Origin of the sequence: Microbacterium trichothecenolyticum (assembly GCF_030818955.1) — a bacterium.
Classification (GTDB): Bacteria; Actinomycetota; Actinomycetes; order Actinomycetales; family Microbacteriaceae; genus Microbacterium; species Microbacterium trichothecenolyticum_B.
Genome location: NZ_JAUTBF010000001.1, coordinates 1318029 through 1331346, shown reverse-complemented (window position 1 = coordinate 1331346; position 13318 = coordinate 1318029). Strand labels below are relative to the sequence as shown.

Genomic DNA, 13318 nt, shown 5'->3' with positions numbered 1-13318 from the left:
GCCGCAGCCGGAAGAGGTGCCCGCCGAACCGATAACCTGGGACCATGACGCACTCCGGCAATCCTTTCGGTCAGGTGCTCGTCGCGCTCATCACCCCGATGACCGCCGACGGCGAGGTCGACTGGCCCGCCGTCGAGAAGCACATCGACGACGTCATCACCGCGGGCGCCGACGGCATCGTCGTCACCGGCACCACGGGGGAGACCTCAACCCTGACCGACCCCGAGAAGCTGCGCCTGGTCGAGGTCGGCAAGAGCGTCTCGGCCGGTCGGGCCAAGATCATCACGGGCGGCGGCTCGAACGAGACCGCGCACGCGATCGAGCTCTACAAGGCCAGTGAGAAGGCCGGCGCCGACGGCATCATGATCGTCACGCCGTACTACAACAAGCCCACCCAGGCCGGCATCCTGACGCACTTCCGCCTGGTCGCCGACGCGACGGATCTGCCGGTGATTCTGTACGACATCCCCGGCCGGACCGGTGTGCCCATCAAGTACGAGACCATCCTGCGCCTGGCCAAGCACCCCAACATCCTCGCGATCAAGGACGCCAAGGGCGACTTCAGCGAGGTCAGCCGCGTGCTGAACCAGACCGACCTCATGTATTTCTCCGGCGACGACGCCAACGTCCTCCCGCACCTCTCGATCGGCGCGAGCGGCCTCATCGGCGTGACGGCGAACATCACCGCCACGCCCTACCGGACGATCGTGGATGCCGTGAACGCGGGCGATCTGGCATCCGCCACCGCCGCGCACCAGAGCCTCGAACCGCTCGTCCGCGCCGTCATGACGCACGTGCCCGGCACGGTCGCGGCGAAGTACATCCTGCACGGCCTCGGCCGGATCGGTAGCCCGCGCGTGCGCCTGCCCCTCGTCGGTCCCGAAGAGTGGGAAGCGGCGGTGATCGAAGATGAGCTCGCCCTCGTCAAGGACGTGGCCGGCGCCGACTTCTCCAACTTCCGCCCCGACCGCAATGCGGCCGCCGGCGGCGCGCTGCCGAAGGTGCACGGCACCACGCGATAAGCATCGGCGTCCGCCGATCCGCGGCTCGGGACGCCACATAGAGGGATGCCGCGAGGCGGCATCCAGAACGAAGGGATGCCATTCGGTGGCATCCGAGGAGGCTCATATGCCAACGACCGTTTTCGATCCGCCCGAGCTCGCGCCCGGCACCCTGCGTGTCGTCCCCCTCGGCGGTCTCGGCGAGGTCGGCCGCAACATGACCGTGTTCGAGTACGAGGGCAAGCTCCTCGTGGTCGACTGCGGCGTGCTGTTCCCCGAGGAGCACCAGCCCGGCGTCGACCTGATCCTGCCGGACTTCGAGCCGATCAAGCACCGTCTCGACGACATCGTCGGTGTCGTGCTCACCCACGGTCACGAAGACCACATCGGTGCGGTTCCGTACCTGCTCAAGCTCAAGGGCGACATCCCCCTCATCGGCTCGGGCCTCACGCTGGCGCTGATCGAGGCGAAGCTCAAAGAACACCGCATCCGGCCCTACACGCTCACCGTCGCCGAAGGCCAGCGCGAGCAGGTCGGTCCGTTCGATCTCGAGTTCGTCGCCGTCAACCATTCCATTCCCGACGCCCTGGCCGTCGCGATCCGCACGCCGGCCGGCCTCGTGCTCGCCACGGGCGACTTCAAGATGGACCAGCTGCCGCTGGACGGCCGCATCACCGACCTGCGCGCGTTCGCACGGCTCGGCGAGGAGGGCGTCGACCTGTTCCTCGTCGACTCCACCAATGCCGACGTGCCGGGCTTCACGCCCACCGAGAGGGGCATCGGCCCCGTTCTCGACCAGGTCATCGCCCGCGCACCTCGTCGGGTGGTCGTGGCGAGCTTCTCCAGCCACGTGCACCGCGTGCAGCAGGTGCTCGACGCGGCGCACGCCAACGGTCGACGCGTCGCCCTGCTCGGGCGCAGCATGGTGCGCAACATGGGCATCGCGGCCGACCTCGGCTACTTGAACGTGCCCGACGGCGTGCTGATCGACTACAAGAAGGCCCGCGACCTGCCCGACGACAAGATCGTCTACATGTCGACCGGTTCGCAGGGCGAGCCGATGGCCGTGCTCAGCCGCATGGCGAACCTCGACCACGCGATCGAACCGGGCGAGGGTGACACGATCATCCTGGCATCCAGCCAGATCCCCGGAAACGAGAACGCGATCTACCGCGTGATCGACGGGCTCACCAAGCTCGGCGCCACCGTCGTGCACAAGGGCAACGCCAAGGTGCACGTCTCGGGACACGCCGCGGCGGGGGAGTTGCTGTACTGCTACAACATCCTCAAGCCCAAGAACGTGCTCCCCGTGCACGGCGAGTACCGACACCTCATGGCCAATGCCAAGCTCGCGCGCGAGACCGGCATCCCCGAAGAGAACACGATCCTCGGCGAGAACGGCACGGTCGTCGACCTGCGCGACGGCGTCGCCCGGGTCGTCGGCCAGATCGACATCGGCTTCGTCTACGTGGACGGCTCTTCGGTGGGCGAGATCACCGATGCCGATCTCAAGGATCGCCGCATCCTCGGCGAGGAGGGGTTCATCTCGGTGATCGTCGTCGTCGACGCGGCGACCGGGAAGATCGTCTCCGGCCCCGAGATCCACGCCCGCGGCTTCGCGGAGGATGACAAGGTCTTCGACAGCGTCAAGCCGAAGATCGCGGCAGCGCTGGCCGAGGCGGCGACATCGGGGGTGCGCGACAACCACGCGCTCTCGCAGGTCGTACGTCGCACGATCGGCCGGTGGGTCAACCAGTCGCTGCGTCGTCGGCCGATGATCGTGCCGATGGTCATCGAGGCCTGATCGATCGGTAAGCGCCGCGGGTTCGCCCGCGGCGCTTCCTCGTTGGCGGGCGACGCGGCGCGCTCGCTATCATGCGGCCATGCCCGGTCTCCCGATCCGCCCGGCTGTCCGCTCCGATGGAGCCTTCCTCGCCGATATGACGGTCGAGGCCGCCACCTGGCGCCCGGGTGCCTCGCGTCCGCGATACGAGGTGGTGAGCAGCCCGGAGTACCGGCGCTACATCGCCGGGTGGATGCGTCCGGGGGATGCGGGTTTCGTCGCGGAGTCGCCCGAGGGTGAAGCCGTCGGCGCGGCCTGGTATCGCATGCTGCCGCGCGACGAGCCCGGATTCGGATGGGTGGGCACGGGGGTGCCCGAGCTCATCATCGGTGTACGGCCCCTCTGGCGGGCGCACGGCATCGGGCGCGCCCTGCTACGACGCCTGCTCGATCATGCCCGCCTGCAGGGGTTCGTGCGCATCAGCCTCAGCGTGGAACGCGACAACTATGCCGTGTCGCTATATCGCACCGAGGGGTTCGCCGTGGTGCGACGCGGGATGGGGCGCGACGTCATGGTCAAGCGACTGGGCTGAACCCCCGCGTCGGTGCGCGCGAATGTCGGGGGTCGCGCCTACCGTGGAGGAATGGCTCGCAGTTCGTCCACCACCGGCGGTCGCGCCCCCGCGAAGGGGTCGCCGCGATCGAAAGCTTCGGCCCCGGCGCCGAAGCGCTACGTCGACGAGCCCGAGAAGCCCTCGCTCGCGGTCCGCGCGTGGATGGCGGTGGCGCACGGCGTGGGGGGAATGTTCCGCGCCTTCGGACCCGAGAACCTCGAGCGCGATCAGCGGCGCGACGGCTTCCCCTTCCTTCTCGTGGTCCTGGCCGCGGTGGGCGCGGTCGTCGAGTGGTTCTTCATCGGAACGGATGCTGCTGCGCTGATCAGCGCATACAGCTTCGGCATGCTGTTCGGGCGCGTGGCCTTCGTGCTCCCGGTGCTGTTGCTCCTGCTCGCGGGATGGCTGTTCCGGCATCCGTCCTCCGTTCACGACAACGGTCGCGTGGGCATCGGGTTCGGGCTCTTCGTGATCGTGCTGGCCGGTTTCTGCCACGTGGCCGGGAACCGCCCGGCGCCGAGCGAGGGTGGGCCTCCCGTTCTCAGCCGCGCGGGCGGGATCTTCGGGTGGATCATCGGCGAGCCCCTCGCCCTGCTGACGAACGTCGGTGCGTACATCGCGTTGTCGCTGCTGGCTGTTCTGAGCGTCCTGATCCTCACGAAGACGCCCCCCAACCGCATCGGGCGCCGACTCGGCGACCTGTACGCATGGATGTTCGGCGCGGAGCGCGTGGAGCGACCCGATACGCCCACGAAGACCCTGCCCGTCGACGAAGACGACGACGAGCCGGCCGAGAAGTCGCTGCCCTGGTGGCGTCGCAACAGATCCGGACGCGAAGAAGACACCGACGGTGCGCTCGGTTCCGACGATCTCACGGCCCTGCTCAGCCCCGGCACGACCCAGGGGGGCTTCGAGTCCGCCGTGGTCGCGCCCGAGACGGTCACCGCCCCGGTGCCGCCGCTGCCGCCGGTGCCCGCGCCCGACGCGCTCACCGAGGTGTTCGACGCGCGCGCCCTCGCGCATGCCGCGACGGGCCGCGGGCTGCACGACGACTCTCCGCTCGACGACTCCGCCGATGACGAGCTCCCCGGGATCTCGGGTCTCGGCGGCGATCACGCGGGGGCGCCCCCGGCGGCGAACTACCGTCTGCCCGCGGTCACGGCCCTCGCGGCGGGAACCCCGCCGAAGGCGCGTTCGGCAGCCAACGACGCGGTGGTGAAGGCCATCGAGAGCGTCATGGAGCAGTTCAAGGTCGACGCGCGCGTCACCGGGTTCTCGCGTGGTCCGACCGTCACGCAGTACGAGATCGAGGTCGGCCCGGGAGTCAAGGTCGAGCGCATCACCGCACTGACCAACAACATCGCGTACGCCGTCGCCTCGAACGAAGTCCGCATCCTCGCGCCCATTCCGGGCAAGAGCGCGATCGGCGTCGAGATCCCCAACGCCGACCGCGAGATCGTCACGCTCGGCGACATCCTGCGATCGGATGCCGCCACCTCGTCGACGCACCCGATGACCATCGGCGTCGGCAAAGACGTCGGCGGCGGCTTCGTGGTCGCCAACCTCGCAAAGATGCCGCACCTGCTCGTGGCCGGTTCGACCGGCTCGGGTAAGTCGAGCTTCGTCAATTCGATGATCACGAGCCTGCTCATGAGGGCGAAGCCCTCCGATGTGCGGATGGTGCTCATCGACCCGAAGCGCGTCGAGCTCACCTCCTACGCCGGTGTCCCGCACCTGATCACGCCGATCATCACGAACCCCAAGAAGGCCGCCGAGGCCCTGCAGTGGGTCGTGAAAGAGATGGACATGCGCTACGACGACCTCGCGTCGTTCGGGTTCCGTCACATCGACGACTTCAACAAGGCCGTCGTCGCCGGTGAGATCCAGCTGCCCGCGGGCAGTGAGCGGGTACTCAAGCCGTACCCCTACCTGCTGGTCGTCGTCGACGAGTTGGCCGATCTCATGATGGTCGCGCCGCGCGACGTCGAGGACTCCATCGTTCGCATCACGCAGCTCGCCCGCGCGAGCGGCATCCACCTGGTGCTGGCGACGCAGCGCCCGTCGGTCGATGTGGTCACGGGTCTCATCAAGGCGAACGTGCCGTCGCGTCTGGCCTTCGCCGTCACCAGCGTCACCGATTCCCGGGTCATCCTCGACCAGCCGGGAGCCGATCGGCTCATCGGCCAGGGCGACGGCCTGTTCCTGCCGATGGGCGCCTCCAAGGCGCTCCGCGTGCAGGGGGCGTGGGTCAGCGAGCAAGAGATCGAGAAGGTCGTCGCGCACGTCACCCAGCAGGCGCGCCCCGAGTATCGTGCCGATGTCCAGGCGGCGGCCGAGAAGAAAGAGATCGACTCCGACATCGGCGACGACCTCGAACTGCTGCTCGCTGCCGCAGAGCTCGTGGTTTCGACGCAGTTCGGATCGACCTCGATGCTTCAGCGCAAACTCCGGGTCGGCTTCGCCAAGGCGGGACGCTTGATGGATCTTCTGGAATCGCGAGAGATCGTCGGACCCTCCGAGGGCTCGAAGGCGCGCGACGTCCTCGTGACCAACGAACAGTTGCCGGCGGTGCTTGCGCGCCTGCGCGGCGACGATGCGCCGCCCGCATCCGGCGGGTCGACGACGGCTGCCGGGGGAGCCGCGCCCGACGACGACCGCTACGGGGCCGATCCCCTTGAGGCGCAGTACGAGGGCCTGCCGGTGGTCCACGCCGACGATGACGACGGCTCCGAAGACGCCTGGCAGCTGACGGGACGCGACTGATGGCCGTTCACCCTCAGCTACCCAACGCGATCACGATCGCGCGCATCCTGTGCGCTCCCCTCTTCCTCTGGCTGCTTCTGGCCGACGCGGGTCGAGGGGGAGGGCTGCGGTGGGTGGCCGCGGTCGTCTTCATCGTCGCGATCGCCACCGACGGCGTCGACGGCTACATCGCCCGTCGTTACGACATCGTCAGCGACCTCGGCAAGCTGCTCGATCCCATCGCTGACAAGGCTCTGACGGGCGTCGCCTTCGTGGGTCTGTCGCTGCTGGGCGAGCTGCCCTGGTGGGTGACGATCGTCGTGCTCGTGCGCGAGATCGGCATCACGATCTACCGCTTCATCGTCGTGAGCAACCACGTTCTGGCGGCCGCCTGGATGGGCAAGCTGAAGACGGTCGCGCAGGCCGTCGCGCTCTCGATCGCGTTGATCCCGTTCGCGGGTCTCTCGGACGCTGCGGCGTGGCAGGCGACCGTGTGGTGGGCGGGCGTGATCACCATGACGCTCGCGGTGGTGTTGACGATCGCGTCGGGGCTGGACTACGTCGTCAGCGAGGTCAGGGCGGCGCGAAGGGCTCGGCCGGCGCGATGATCCACGACGTCCCCGACGATTTCGACGAGACCCTCGTGCGCGACCCCCGTGAGAGCGCGGCGTTGCTGCTCGAGCGACTGGGCGAGCTCGGGTGGACGGTCGCAATCGCGGAATCGCTGACGGGGGGCCTCGTGGTGTCCTCATTGGTCGATGTGCCCGGCGCCTCTCGCGCGGTGCGCGGTGGTGTGGTGGCATATGCCACCGACGTGAAGCGCAACGTGCTCGGCGTCGATCCGGCGCTGCTCGAAGCGCACGGCGCCGTTCATCCCCGTGTCGCCAGGCAGATGGCCCGCGGAGTGCGCGACGTTCTCGCGCGCGACGGGGTGCCTGCCGACGTGGGGATCGCGACCACCGGGGTCGCCGGTCCCGACGAGCAGGACGGGCAACCGGTGGGTACGGTGCACGTGGCGGTGTCGACGCCTCTCGGAACACGTGTCGACTCCCTGGTGATCGCCGGCGATCGCGACCGCATCCGGAAAGAGACCGCGCATCTCGCGATCCGCCGGGCGTTGGCCGCACTGTGACTCCGCCCCGCTTGCCGGACGTCGCCGTCGTCCGCCCTTCGCACGGGTGTCGCGAGGGGGGAACAAATTCTGTTACATCCGGGTTTCGTCTAGCGATTCCCATCCGGTGCACAGCGCGCGGCATTAGGGTGACCACAGATGGTGTTTAGAGTTGTCCTCTCGGACAGCGACGGAATCAGCAGTGAGGAGGGCCCCCAATGATCCTGGTTCGTCAAGAGATCGGCGAAGTCCTGCGTGACCTCCGCCAGCAGAAGGGCCGTACCCTCCGCCAGGTCGCGAGCCGCGCGAGTGTCGCCCTCGGTTACCTCAGCGAGGTCGAGCGCGGGCAGAAAGAGGCATCGAGCGAGATTCTCGCGTCGGTCGCCGAGGCGCTCGATGTCCCCATCTCCACCATCATGCGTCAGGTGGGTGACCGTCTCTCGGTCCTCGAGGGGCTGCAGACGTTCCCCGACGTCGTTCCCGACGAGCTGGTGGCGGCCGTCGAGCCCGAGCTGTCGCTGCGCTGACGACGACGTCGTTCGTTCTCCATGCGTCGTAGCGAGTTCGACCGTGCCGTCGCCGATGAGTTCGGCGCCCGCGGGGGTTCGCTGCTGACCGATCTCGTGCTTTCTGCCGTCGGCGGTCGGACCAGCATCGACGCGCTCGCGGCGGGAGTGGATCCCCGCGAGGTGTGGCTCGCGCTGTGCGCCGAGACGGACGTTCCCGCGAACCGCCGTTACGGCGTCGGACGCCTCGACCCTCGACGGCACTGAGATTCGCCTCTCGAGGACGAATGCCCGGCGTGTCATCGAACTTTCGTTCGACTGCGGCGTAGGCTCTTCCCCACATGGGATCGTGACGCGTTCATCCCCAGAGGAGTGCCTCTCCGGCGCCGATGTCGGAGGTCCTCTCTAACGTGTATGACGTCACAACGACTCCCTGAACGCCTTGTCGGGTACCTCATCGTCGATGGGGGAGCGACAGCCTATAGGCGACCGGAACGCGAGCAGAAAGAAGACGTCATGCCCTCACCCGCAGAGCGCGAGAAGGCCCTCGAGTCGGCCCTCGCCCAGATCGACCGGCAGTTCGGAAAGGGCTCGGTCATGCGACTGGGCAGCGACGACCGCGCGCCCATCGAGACCATCCCCACAGGCTCCGTCGCCCTCGATGTCGCCCTCGGCATCGGCGGGCTTCCCCGCGGCCGCATCATCGAGATCTACGGCCCCGAGTCGTCGGGTAAGACGACGCTGACCCTGCATGCGATCGCCAACGCACAGCGCGCCGGTGGTATCGCCGCATTCATCGATGCCGAGCACGCCCTCGATCCCGAGTACGCCAAGAAGCTCGGCGTCGACATCGACGCACTGCTGGTCTCGCAGCCCGATACGGGTGAGCAGGCCCTTGAGATCGCGGACATGCTCATCCGTTCCGGCGCGATCGACCTCGTCGTCATCGACTCGGTCGCAGCCCTCGTGCCCGAGGCCGAGATCAAGGGCGAGATGGGCGACTCCCACGTGGGTCTGCAGGCCCGACTCATGTCGCAGGCTCTCCGCAAGCTCACGGGTGGTCTGAACACCACCAAGACCACGGCCATCTTCATCAACCAGCTCCGCGAGAAGATCGGCGTGTTCTTCGGTTCCCCCGAGACCACCGCGGGCGGCAAGGCGTTGAAGTTCTATGCGTCTGTGCGCCTCGACATCCGCCGCATCGAGACGCTCAAAGACGGAACCGAGGCCGTCGGCAACCGTACCCGCGTCAAGGTCGTCAAGAACAAGATGGCCCCGCCCTTCAAGCAGGCCGAGTTCGACATCCTCTACGGCGTCGGCATCTCTCGCGAGGGCAGCTTGATCGATTTCGGCGTCGAGCACGCGATCGTCAAGAAGTCCGGAGCCTGGTACACGTACGAGGGTGAGCAGCTGGGTCAGGGGAAAGAGAACGCGCGCAACTTCCTCATCAAGAACCCCGACATCGCGGCCGAGATCGAGTCGAAGATCAAGACCAAGCTGGGCATCGGTGGTGCGCCCGCAGCCGTGTCGACCGAAGACGAGCTGGCCGCACGCCGCCCGGCCTGATGACCGAAGACAGGTGGGGTTCGGGTCGTCGTCCGTCACGATGGACGAGCGGCGACCCAGGCTCCGACGATGCCGCTCATGGCGGTCACGGGGCCGCGGACACGACGCGAGGCCGTCCGACAGGGCATTCCCCGGCCGGCGGCGAGTCGGGCTTCGAACAGGGGCGCGACAGCGCGCGTCTTCACGACATCGCCCAGCCCGCTCTGCGTGCCGTCGACGAGAGCAATCTCGCGCCGATCATCCCGCTCTTCGGCACGAGCGGCCGCGGCATGGCTGCGCACCCGTCACGCGGAACGGCGCGGGTCGGCGAAGGTCTCACCTCCTCCGGCCCATGGCCACGATCAGGCCGGCGCCGCGACGTATTCGCCCCGGATCACTCCGATGGAGTTCACGGCGAAGACGGCGGCGCCGACGACGCGGAGCGCGCGTCCGTCCCGTCCACCGACGAGATGCGGGAGCGCGCGGAGGCGGTGCTCCTGCGCAAGCTGCGGTCGCGCTCGCTGTCTCTCTCCGAGGCGCGCGCGGTCGTGCGGGGCATCGAGGGCGCCGACGACGTCCTCGCCGACGCGGTGATCGAGCACTTCACCGACCTCGGCTACCTCGACGACTCTTCGTTCGCGGAGCAACTGGCGATGTCGGCGATCGAACGCCGCGGCCAAGGGCGGCGTGCCATCGCTGAGACGCTGCGCAAGCGAGGGATCCCGCGCGACGTCGTCGATGCGGCCATCGCCGACCTCCCCGACGACGACGCCGAGCGCGCTCTCGATTTCGCCCGCTCGAAGGTTCGGTCGCTGCGCGGCGATGAGTACGACGCCTCCTTACGCCGCCTGGCGGGGCAGCTGGCGAGACGGGGATACCCGTCGTCGGTGGCCCTCACCGCAGCTCGCACGGCACTCGACGAAGCGGGCATGTCACGCCGTCGGACGCACTCCCGACCGTCGCCGTCCCCGGGCGTGCGATTCACGCCCGACGACTGACGCCCCCGTTCTCCACAGGGCTTTCGATCGCCGGGATGTCGCTCGCGTCCGACGCTTAGAATGGCACCCATCATGACCACCCCCGTTTCCACGCCGACGCTGATCGCCCCCTCCGCTCCCGCCGTCGGCGCCGCCGGCCCCCGCACCTACGAAGTTCGTACCTTCGGCTGCCAGATGAACGTGCACGATTCCGAGCGCCTTTCGGGCTCGCTCGAAAGCGCGGGCTACATCCGCGCCGAGTCCGGGACCGAGGCCGACGTCGTGGTGATCAACACCTGTGCGGTGCGCGACAACGCAGCCGGCAAGCTCTATGGCACCCTCGGGCACCTCAAGTCGCGCAAGGACGCGCGAGCGGGCATGCAGATCGCCGTCGGCGGCTGTCTCGCCCAGATGGACAAAGAGGCCGTGCAGAAGAAGGCCCCGTGGGTCGACGTCGTCTTCGGCACGCACAACATGGGATCGCTTCCGGGCATGCTCGAACGGGCGCGCCACAACGGTGAGGCGGAGCTCGAAATCCTCGAGTCGCTCGAGATCTTCCCCTCGACCCTGCCCACCAAACGCGACTCGGTGCACAGCGGTTGGGTCTCGATCTCGGTCGGGTGCAACAACACGTGCACGTTCTGCATCGTCCCGAGCCTGCGCGGGAAAGAGAAAGACCGCCGCCCGGGCGACATTCTGAACGAGATCCGCTTGCTCGTCGACGACGGTGCGATCGAGGTCACCCTGCTCGGCCAGAACGTCAACTCGTACGGCGTCGAGTTCGGAGATCGCCTCGCGTTCGGCAAGCTCCTGCGCGCCGCGGGCGAGATCGAGGGCTTGGAGCGCATCCGTTTCACGAGCCCCCACCCGGCGGCGTTCACCGACGACGTCATCGCGGCGATGGCAGAGACCCCCGCCGTGATGCCGCAACTGCACATGCCCCTGCAGTCGGGCTCGGACCGCATCCTCAAGGCGATGCGCCGGTCGTACCGCAGCGACCGCTTCCTCGGCATCCTGGACCGCGTGCGCGAGCGCATCCCGCACGCGGCCATCACCACCGACATCATCGTCGGCTTCCCCGGCGAGACCGAAGCGGACTTCCAAGAGACGCTGCGTGTCGTCGAAGCCTCGCGGTTCTCGAGCGCGTTCACCTTCCAGTATTCGATCCGCGAGGGCACTCCCGCGGCCACCATGCCCGGCCAGGTGCCCAAAGCCGTGGTTCAGGAGCGGTACGAGCGCCTCGTCGCGCTGCAGGACCGCATCGCCGCCGAAGAGAACGCGAAGCAGCTCGGCCGCACGCTCGAGGTGCTCGTCTCGACCGGCGAGGGCAAGAAGGACGCCGAGACCCACCGTCTCACCGGCCGCGCCGAAGACAACCGCCTCGTGCACTTCGAGCTTCCGGCGGGGTCGCCCGTGCCGCGTCCGGGTGATGTCGTGTCGGTCACCGTCACGCACGCGGCGCCCTTCCATCTGTTGGCCGATTCGCCCGACGGTGCGCCCCTGCGCATCCGCCGGACGCGCGCGGGAGACGCGTGGGACCGCTCGCAGGCGGAGTCCTGCGCTGTACCCACCCCGGCGGGCGGCAGCGGTGCCCCCCGCGCCGTGTCGCTCGGGCTTCCCACCCTCCGCGTCGGCGTGTGACCGAGCCCGTCCTGTGGGCCGTCGTCGGTGCCACGGGCACCGGTAAGACCGGTCTCTCGCTCGATCTCGCCGAGGCCCTGGTCGCGTGTGGACGCCCCGCCGAGATCGTCAACGCCGACGCGATGCAGCTGTACCGCGGCATGGACATCGGCACCGCCAAGCTTGCGGTCGCCGAGCGCCGTGGGATCCGTCACCACCTCTTCGACGCCCTCGCCGTGACCGACGAGGCCGCGGTGGCCTGGTATCAAGATGTCGCCCGCACGGCCATCCGCGAGATCCACGGCCGCGGCGCCGACGCGATCCTCGTCGGCGGGTCGGGACTGTACGTGTCGGGCGTGCTGTGGGATTTCCGCTTCCCGCCGCGCGACGAGCCCCTGCGCGCTCAGCTCGAAGACGAACTCGCGCGGCACGGGGCCGGTGAGCTGTTCGCGCGGCTGCGCGCGGCCGACCCGGCCGCGGCTGAACGGATCGACCCGCGCAACGGCCGCCGGGTCGTGCGGGCCCTGGAGGTGCTGGCGCAGGGCGAGCGGACGCACGGCGGCGCCCTGCCCGCGGCGCCGGAGTTCTGGCATCCCCGCACGCGGATCGTGGCGACCGCGGTCGAGCGGGAAGAGCTCGTCCCCCTGCTCGACGCCCGGGTCGAGAAGATGTGGGCGGCGGGGCTCGTCGATGAGGTCGAGGCGTTGCGTGCGCAGGGCCTCGAGCGCGGAGCCACCGCCGGGCGAGCGATCGGATACGCACAAGCCCTCGCTCAGGTGCGGGGCGACCTCACACGCGCCGAGGCGATCGCCGAGACGCAGGCGCTCACGCGCCGCTACGCGCGCCGCCAGGTGTCGTGGTTCCGCCGTTACGGCGATGCGCGGTGGGTCGATGCGCGGACGGTGGATGCCGGAGCACTGGCATCCGACGAACTGGAGCACGCATGACGACGATGATCCGCCCGTTCGTGCCCGCCGACGAGGATGCCGTGGTCGCCCTGTGGGAACAGGCCGGCCTGACGCGACCGTGGAATGATCCGCGCGCGGACATCCGGCGCAAGCTCACGGTGCAGCCCGAGCTGTTCCTCGTCGCCGTCGACGCGGAGGTCGTGGTCGGTACGGTCATGGCCGGCTACGACGGACACCGCGGCTGGCTGTACTACCTGGCGACGGCATCGACACATCGCGGGCGAGGGGTCGGGCGTGCCCTCGTCGCCGAAGCCGAGCGCCTGCTCGAGGCGATGGGGTGTCCGAAGGTGCAGCTGATGGTGCGACCCGACAACACCGGTGCCCGCGGGTTCTACGACGTGCTCGGGTATGAGCCGTTCGCGACGTGGGCGACGGGCAAGCGCCTGATCGTCGACGGGCCGGGAGGAGCGCCGCCCCCCGCGTGAGGGTTGCCCCCGCGGGCGAGCGGCGGG

At 68.9% G+C, this 13318-nt stretch carries 13 protein-coding genes; all 13 read left to right on the top strand.

The window, feature by feature from the left end:
• The first annotated feature begins 44 nt into the window (after positions 1-44).
• Complete coding sequence (gene dapA, locus QE412_RS06405; RefSeq protein WP_307481353.1) at positions 45-1022, top strand: 4-hydroxy-tetrahydrodipicolinate synthase; 978 nt, start codon at positions 45-47, stop codon at positions 1020-1022.
• A gap of 106 nt (positions 1023-1128) precedes the next feature.
• On the top strand, positions 1129-2805 hold the full coding sequence (locus QE412_RS06400; RefSeq protein WP_307481350.1) for a ribonuclease J: 1677 nt from the start codon (positions 1129-1131) through the stop codon (positions 2803-2805).
• 79 nt (positions 2806-2884) lie between these two features.
• The gene (locus tag QE412_RS06395) at positions 2885-3376 is read left to right on the top strand and encodes a GNAT family N-acetyltransferase (RefSeq protein WP_307481349.1); all 492 of its coding nucleotides are present in this window, start codon (positions 2885-2887) and stop codon (positions 3374-3376) included.
• Positions 3377-3427: 51 nt separating this feature from the next.
• Positions 3428-6160, top strand: a complete 2733-nt coding sequence (locus QE412_RS06390; protein WP_307481347.1) for a DNA translocase FtsK — start codon at positions 3428-3430, stop codon at positions 6158-6160.
• Positions 6160-6747: a CDP-diacylglycerol--glycerol-3-phosphate 3-phosphatidyltransferase gene (gene pgsA, locus QE412_RS06385; protein ID WP_307481346.1), complete on the top strand. Its 588-nt coding sequence runs from the start codon at positions 6160-6162 to the stop codon at positions 6745-6747. The genes QE412_RS06390 and pgsA overlap by 1 nt, the downstream gene beginning before the upstream one ends.
• Complete coding sequence (locus QE412_RS06380) at positions 6744-7271, top strand: CinA family protein (protein WP_307481345.1); 528 nt, start codon at positions 6744-6746, stop codon at positions 7269-7271. The genes pgsA and QE412_RS06380 overlap by 4 nt, the downstream gene beginning before the upstream one ends.
• A gap of 197 nt (positions 7272-7468) precedes the next feature.
• A complete protein-coding gene (locus QE412_RS06375; protein WP_108319449.1) occupies positions 7469-7777 on the top strand; it encodes a helix-turn-helix domain-containing protein in 309 nt (102 codons plus the stop codon).
• 21 nt (positions 7778-7798) lie between these two features.
• On the top strand, positions 7799-8023 hold the full coding sequence (locus QE412_RS06370) for a DUF3046 domain-containing protein (protein ID WP_307481343.1): 225 nt from the start codon (positions 7799-7801) through the stop codon (positions 8021-8023).
• Positions 8024-8272: 249 nt separating this feature from the next.
• Entirely contained in the window at positions 8273-9322 is a 1050-nt protein-coding gene (gene recA / locus QE412_RS06365) for a recombinase RecA (RefSeq protein ID WP_307481342.1), read from the top strand.
• A complete protein-coding gene (locus QE412_RS06360) occupies positions 9322-10299 on the top strand; it encodes a regulatory protein RecX (RefSeq protein WP_307481341.1) in 978 nt (325 codons plus the stop codon). The genes recA and QE412_RS06360 overlap by 1 nt, the downstream gene beginning before the upstream one ends.
• Positions 10300-10371: 72 nt before the next feature.
• Entirely contained in the window at positions 10372-11919 is a 1548-nt protein-coding gene (gene miaB / locus QE412_RS06355; RefSeq protein WP_307481339.1) for a tRNA (N6-isopentenyl adenosine(37)-C2)-methylthiotransferase MiaB, read from the top strand.
• Positions 11916-12845 carry a tRNA (adenosine(37)-N6)-dimethylallyltransferase MiaA gene (gene miaA / locus QE412_RS06350; RefSeq protein ID WP_307481336.1) on the top strand — a complete coding sequence of 310 codons (930 nt, stop codon included), beginning with the start codon at positions 11916-11918 and terminating at the stop codon, positions 12843-12845. Before miaB ends, miaA begins: the two co-directional genes overlap by 4 nt.
• On the top strand, positions 12842-13291 hold the full coding sequence (locus QE412_RS06345) for a GNAT family acetyltransferase (protein WP_307481334.1): 450 nt from the start codon (positions 12842-12844) through the stop codon (positions 13289-13291). The genes miaA and QE412_RS06345 overlap by 4 nt, the downstream gene beginning before the upstream one ends.
• Positions 13292-13318 lie beyond the last annotated feature (27 nt).

Coding starts and splice junctions, on each gene's coding strand:
- dapA (WP_307481353.1), top strand. CDS start 45: ATGACGCACTCCGGCAATCCTTTCGGTCAGGTGCTCGTCGCGCTCATC.
- QE412_RS06400 (WP_307481350.1), top strand. CDS start 1,129: ATGCCAACGACCGTTTTCGATCCGCCCGAGCTCGCGCCCGGCACCCTG.
- QE412_RS06395 (WP_307481349.1), top strand. CDS start 2,885: ATGCCCGGTCTCCCGATCCGCCCGGCTGTCCGCTCCGATGGAGCCTTC.
- QE412_RS06390 (WP_307481347.1), top strand. CDS start 3,428: ATGGCTCGCAGTTCGTCCACCACCGGCGGTCGCGCCCCCGCGAAGGGG.
- pgsA (WP_307481346.1), top strand. CDS start 6,160: ATGGCCGTTCACCCTCAGCTACCCAACGCGATCACGATCGCGCGCATC.
- QE412_RS06380 (WP_307481345.1), top strand. CDS start 6,744: ATGATCCACGACGTCCCCGACGATTTCGACGAGACCCTCGTGCGCGAC.
- QE412_RS06375 (WP_108319449.1), top strand. CDS start 7,469: ATGATCCTGGTTCGTCAAGAGATCGGCGAAGTCCTGCGTGACCTCCGC.
- QE412_RS06370 (WP_307481343.1), top strand. CDS start 7,799: ATGCGTCGTAGCGAGTTCGACCGTGCCGTCGCCGATGAGTTCGGCGCC.
- recA (WP_307481342.1), top strand. CDS start 8,273: ATGCCCTCACCCGCAGAGCGCGAGAAGGCCCTCGAGTCGGCCCTCGCC.
- QE412_RS06360 (WP_307481341.1), top strand. CDS start 9,322: ATGACCGAAGACAGGTGGGGTTCGGGTCGTCGTCCGTCACGATGGACG.
- miaB (WP_307481339.1), top strand. CDS start 10,372: ATGACCACCCCCGTTTCCACGCCGACGCTGATCGCCCCCTCCGCTCCC.
- QE412_RS06345 (WP_307481334.1), top strand. CDS start 12,842: ATGACGACGATGATCCGCCCGTTCGTGCCCGCCGACGAGGATGCCGTG.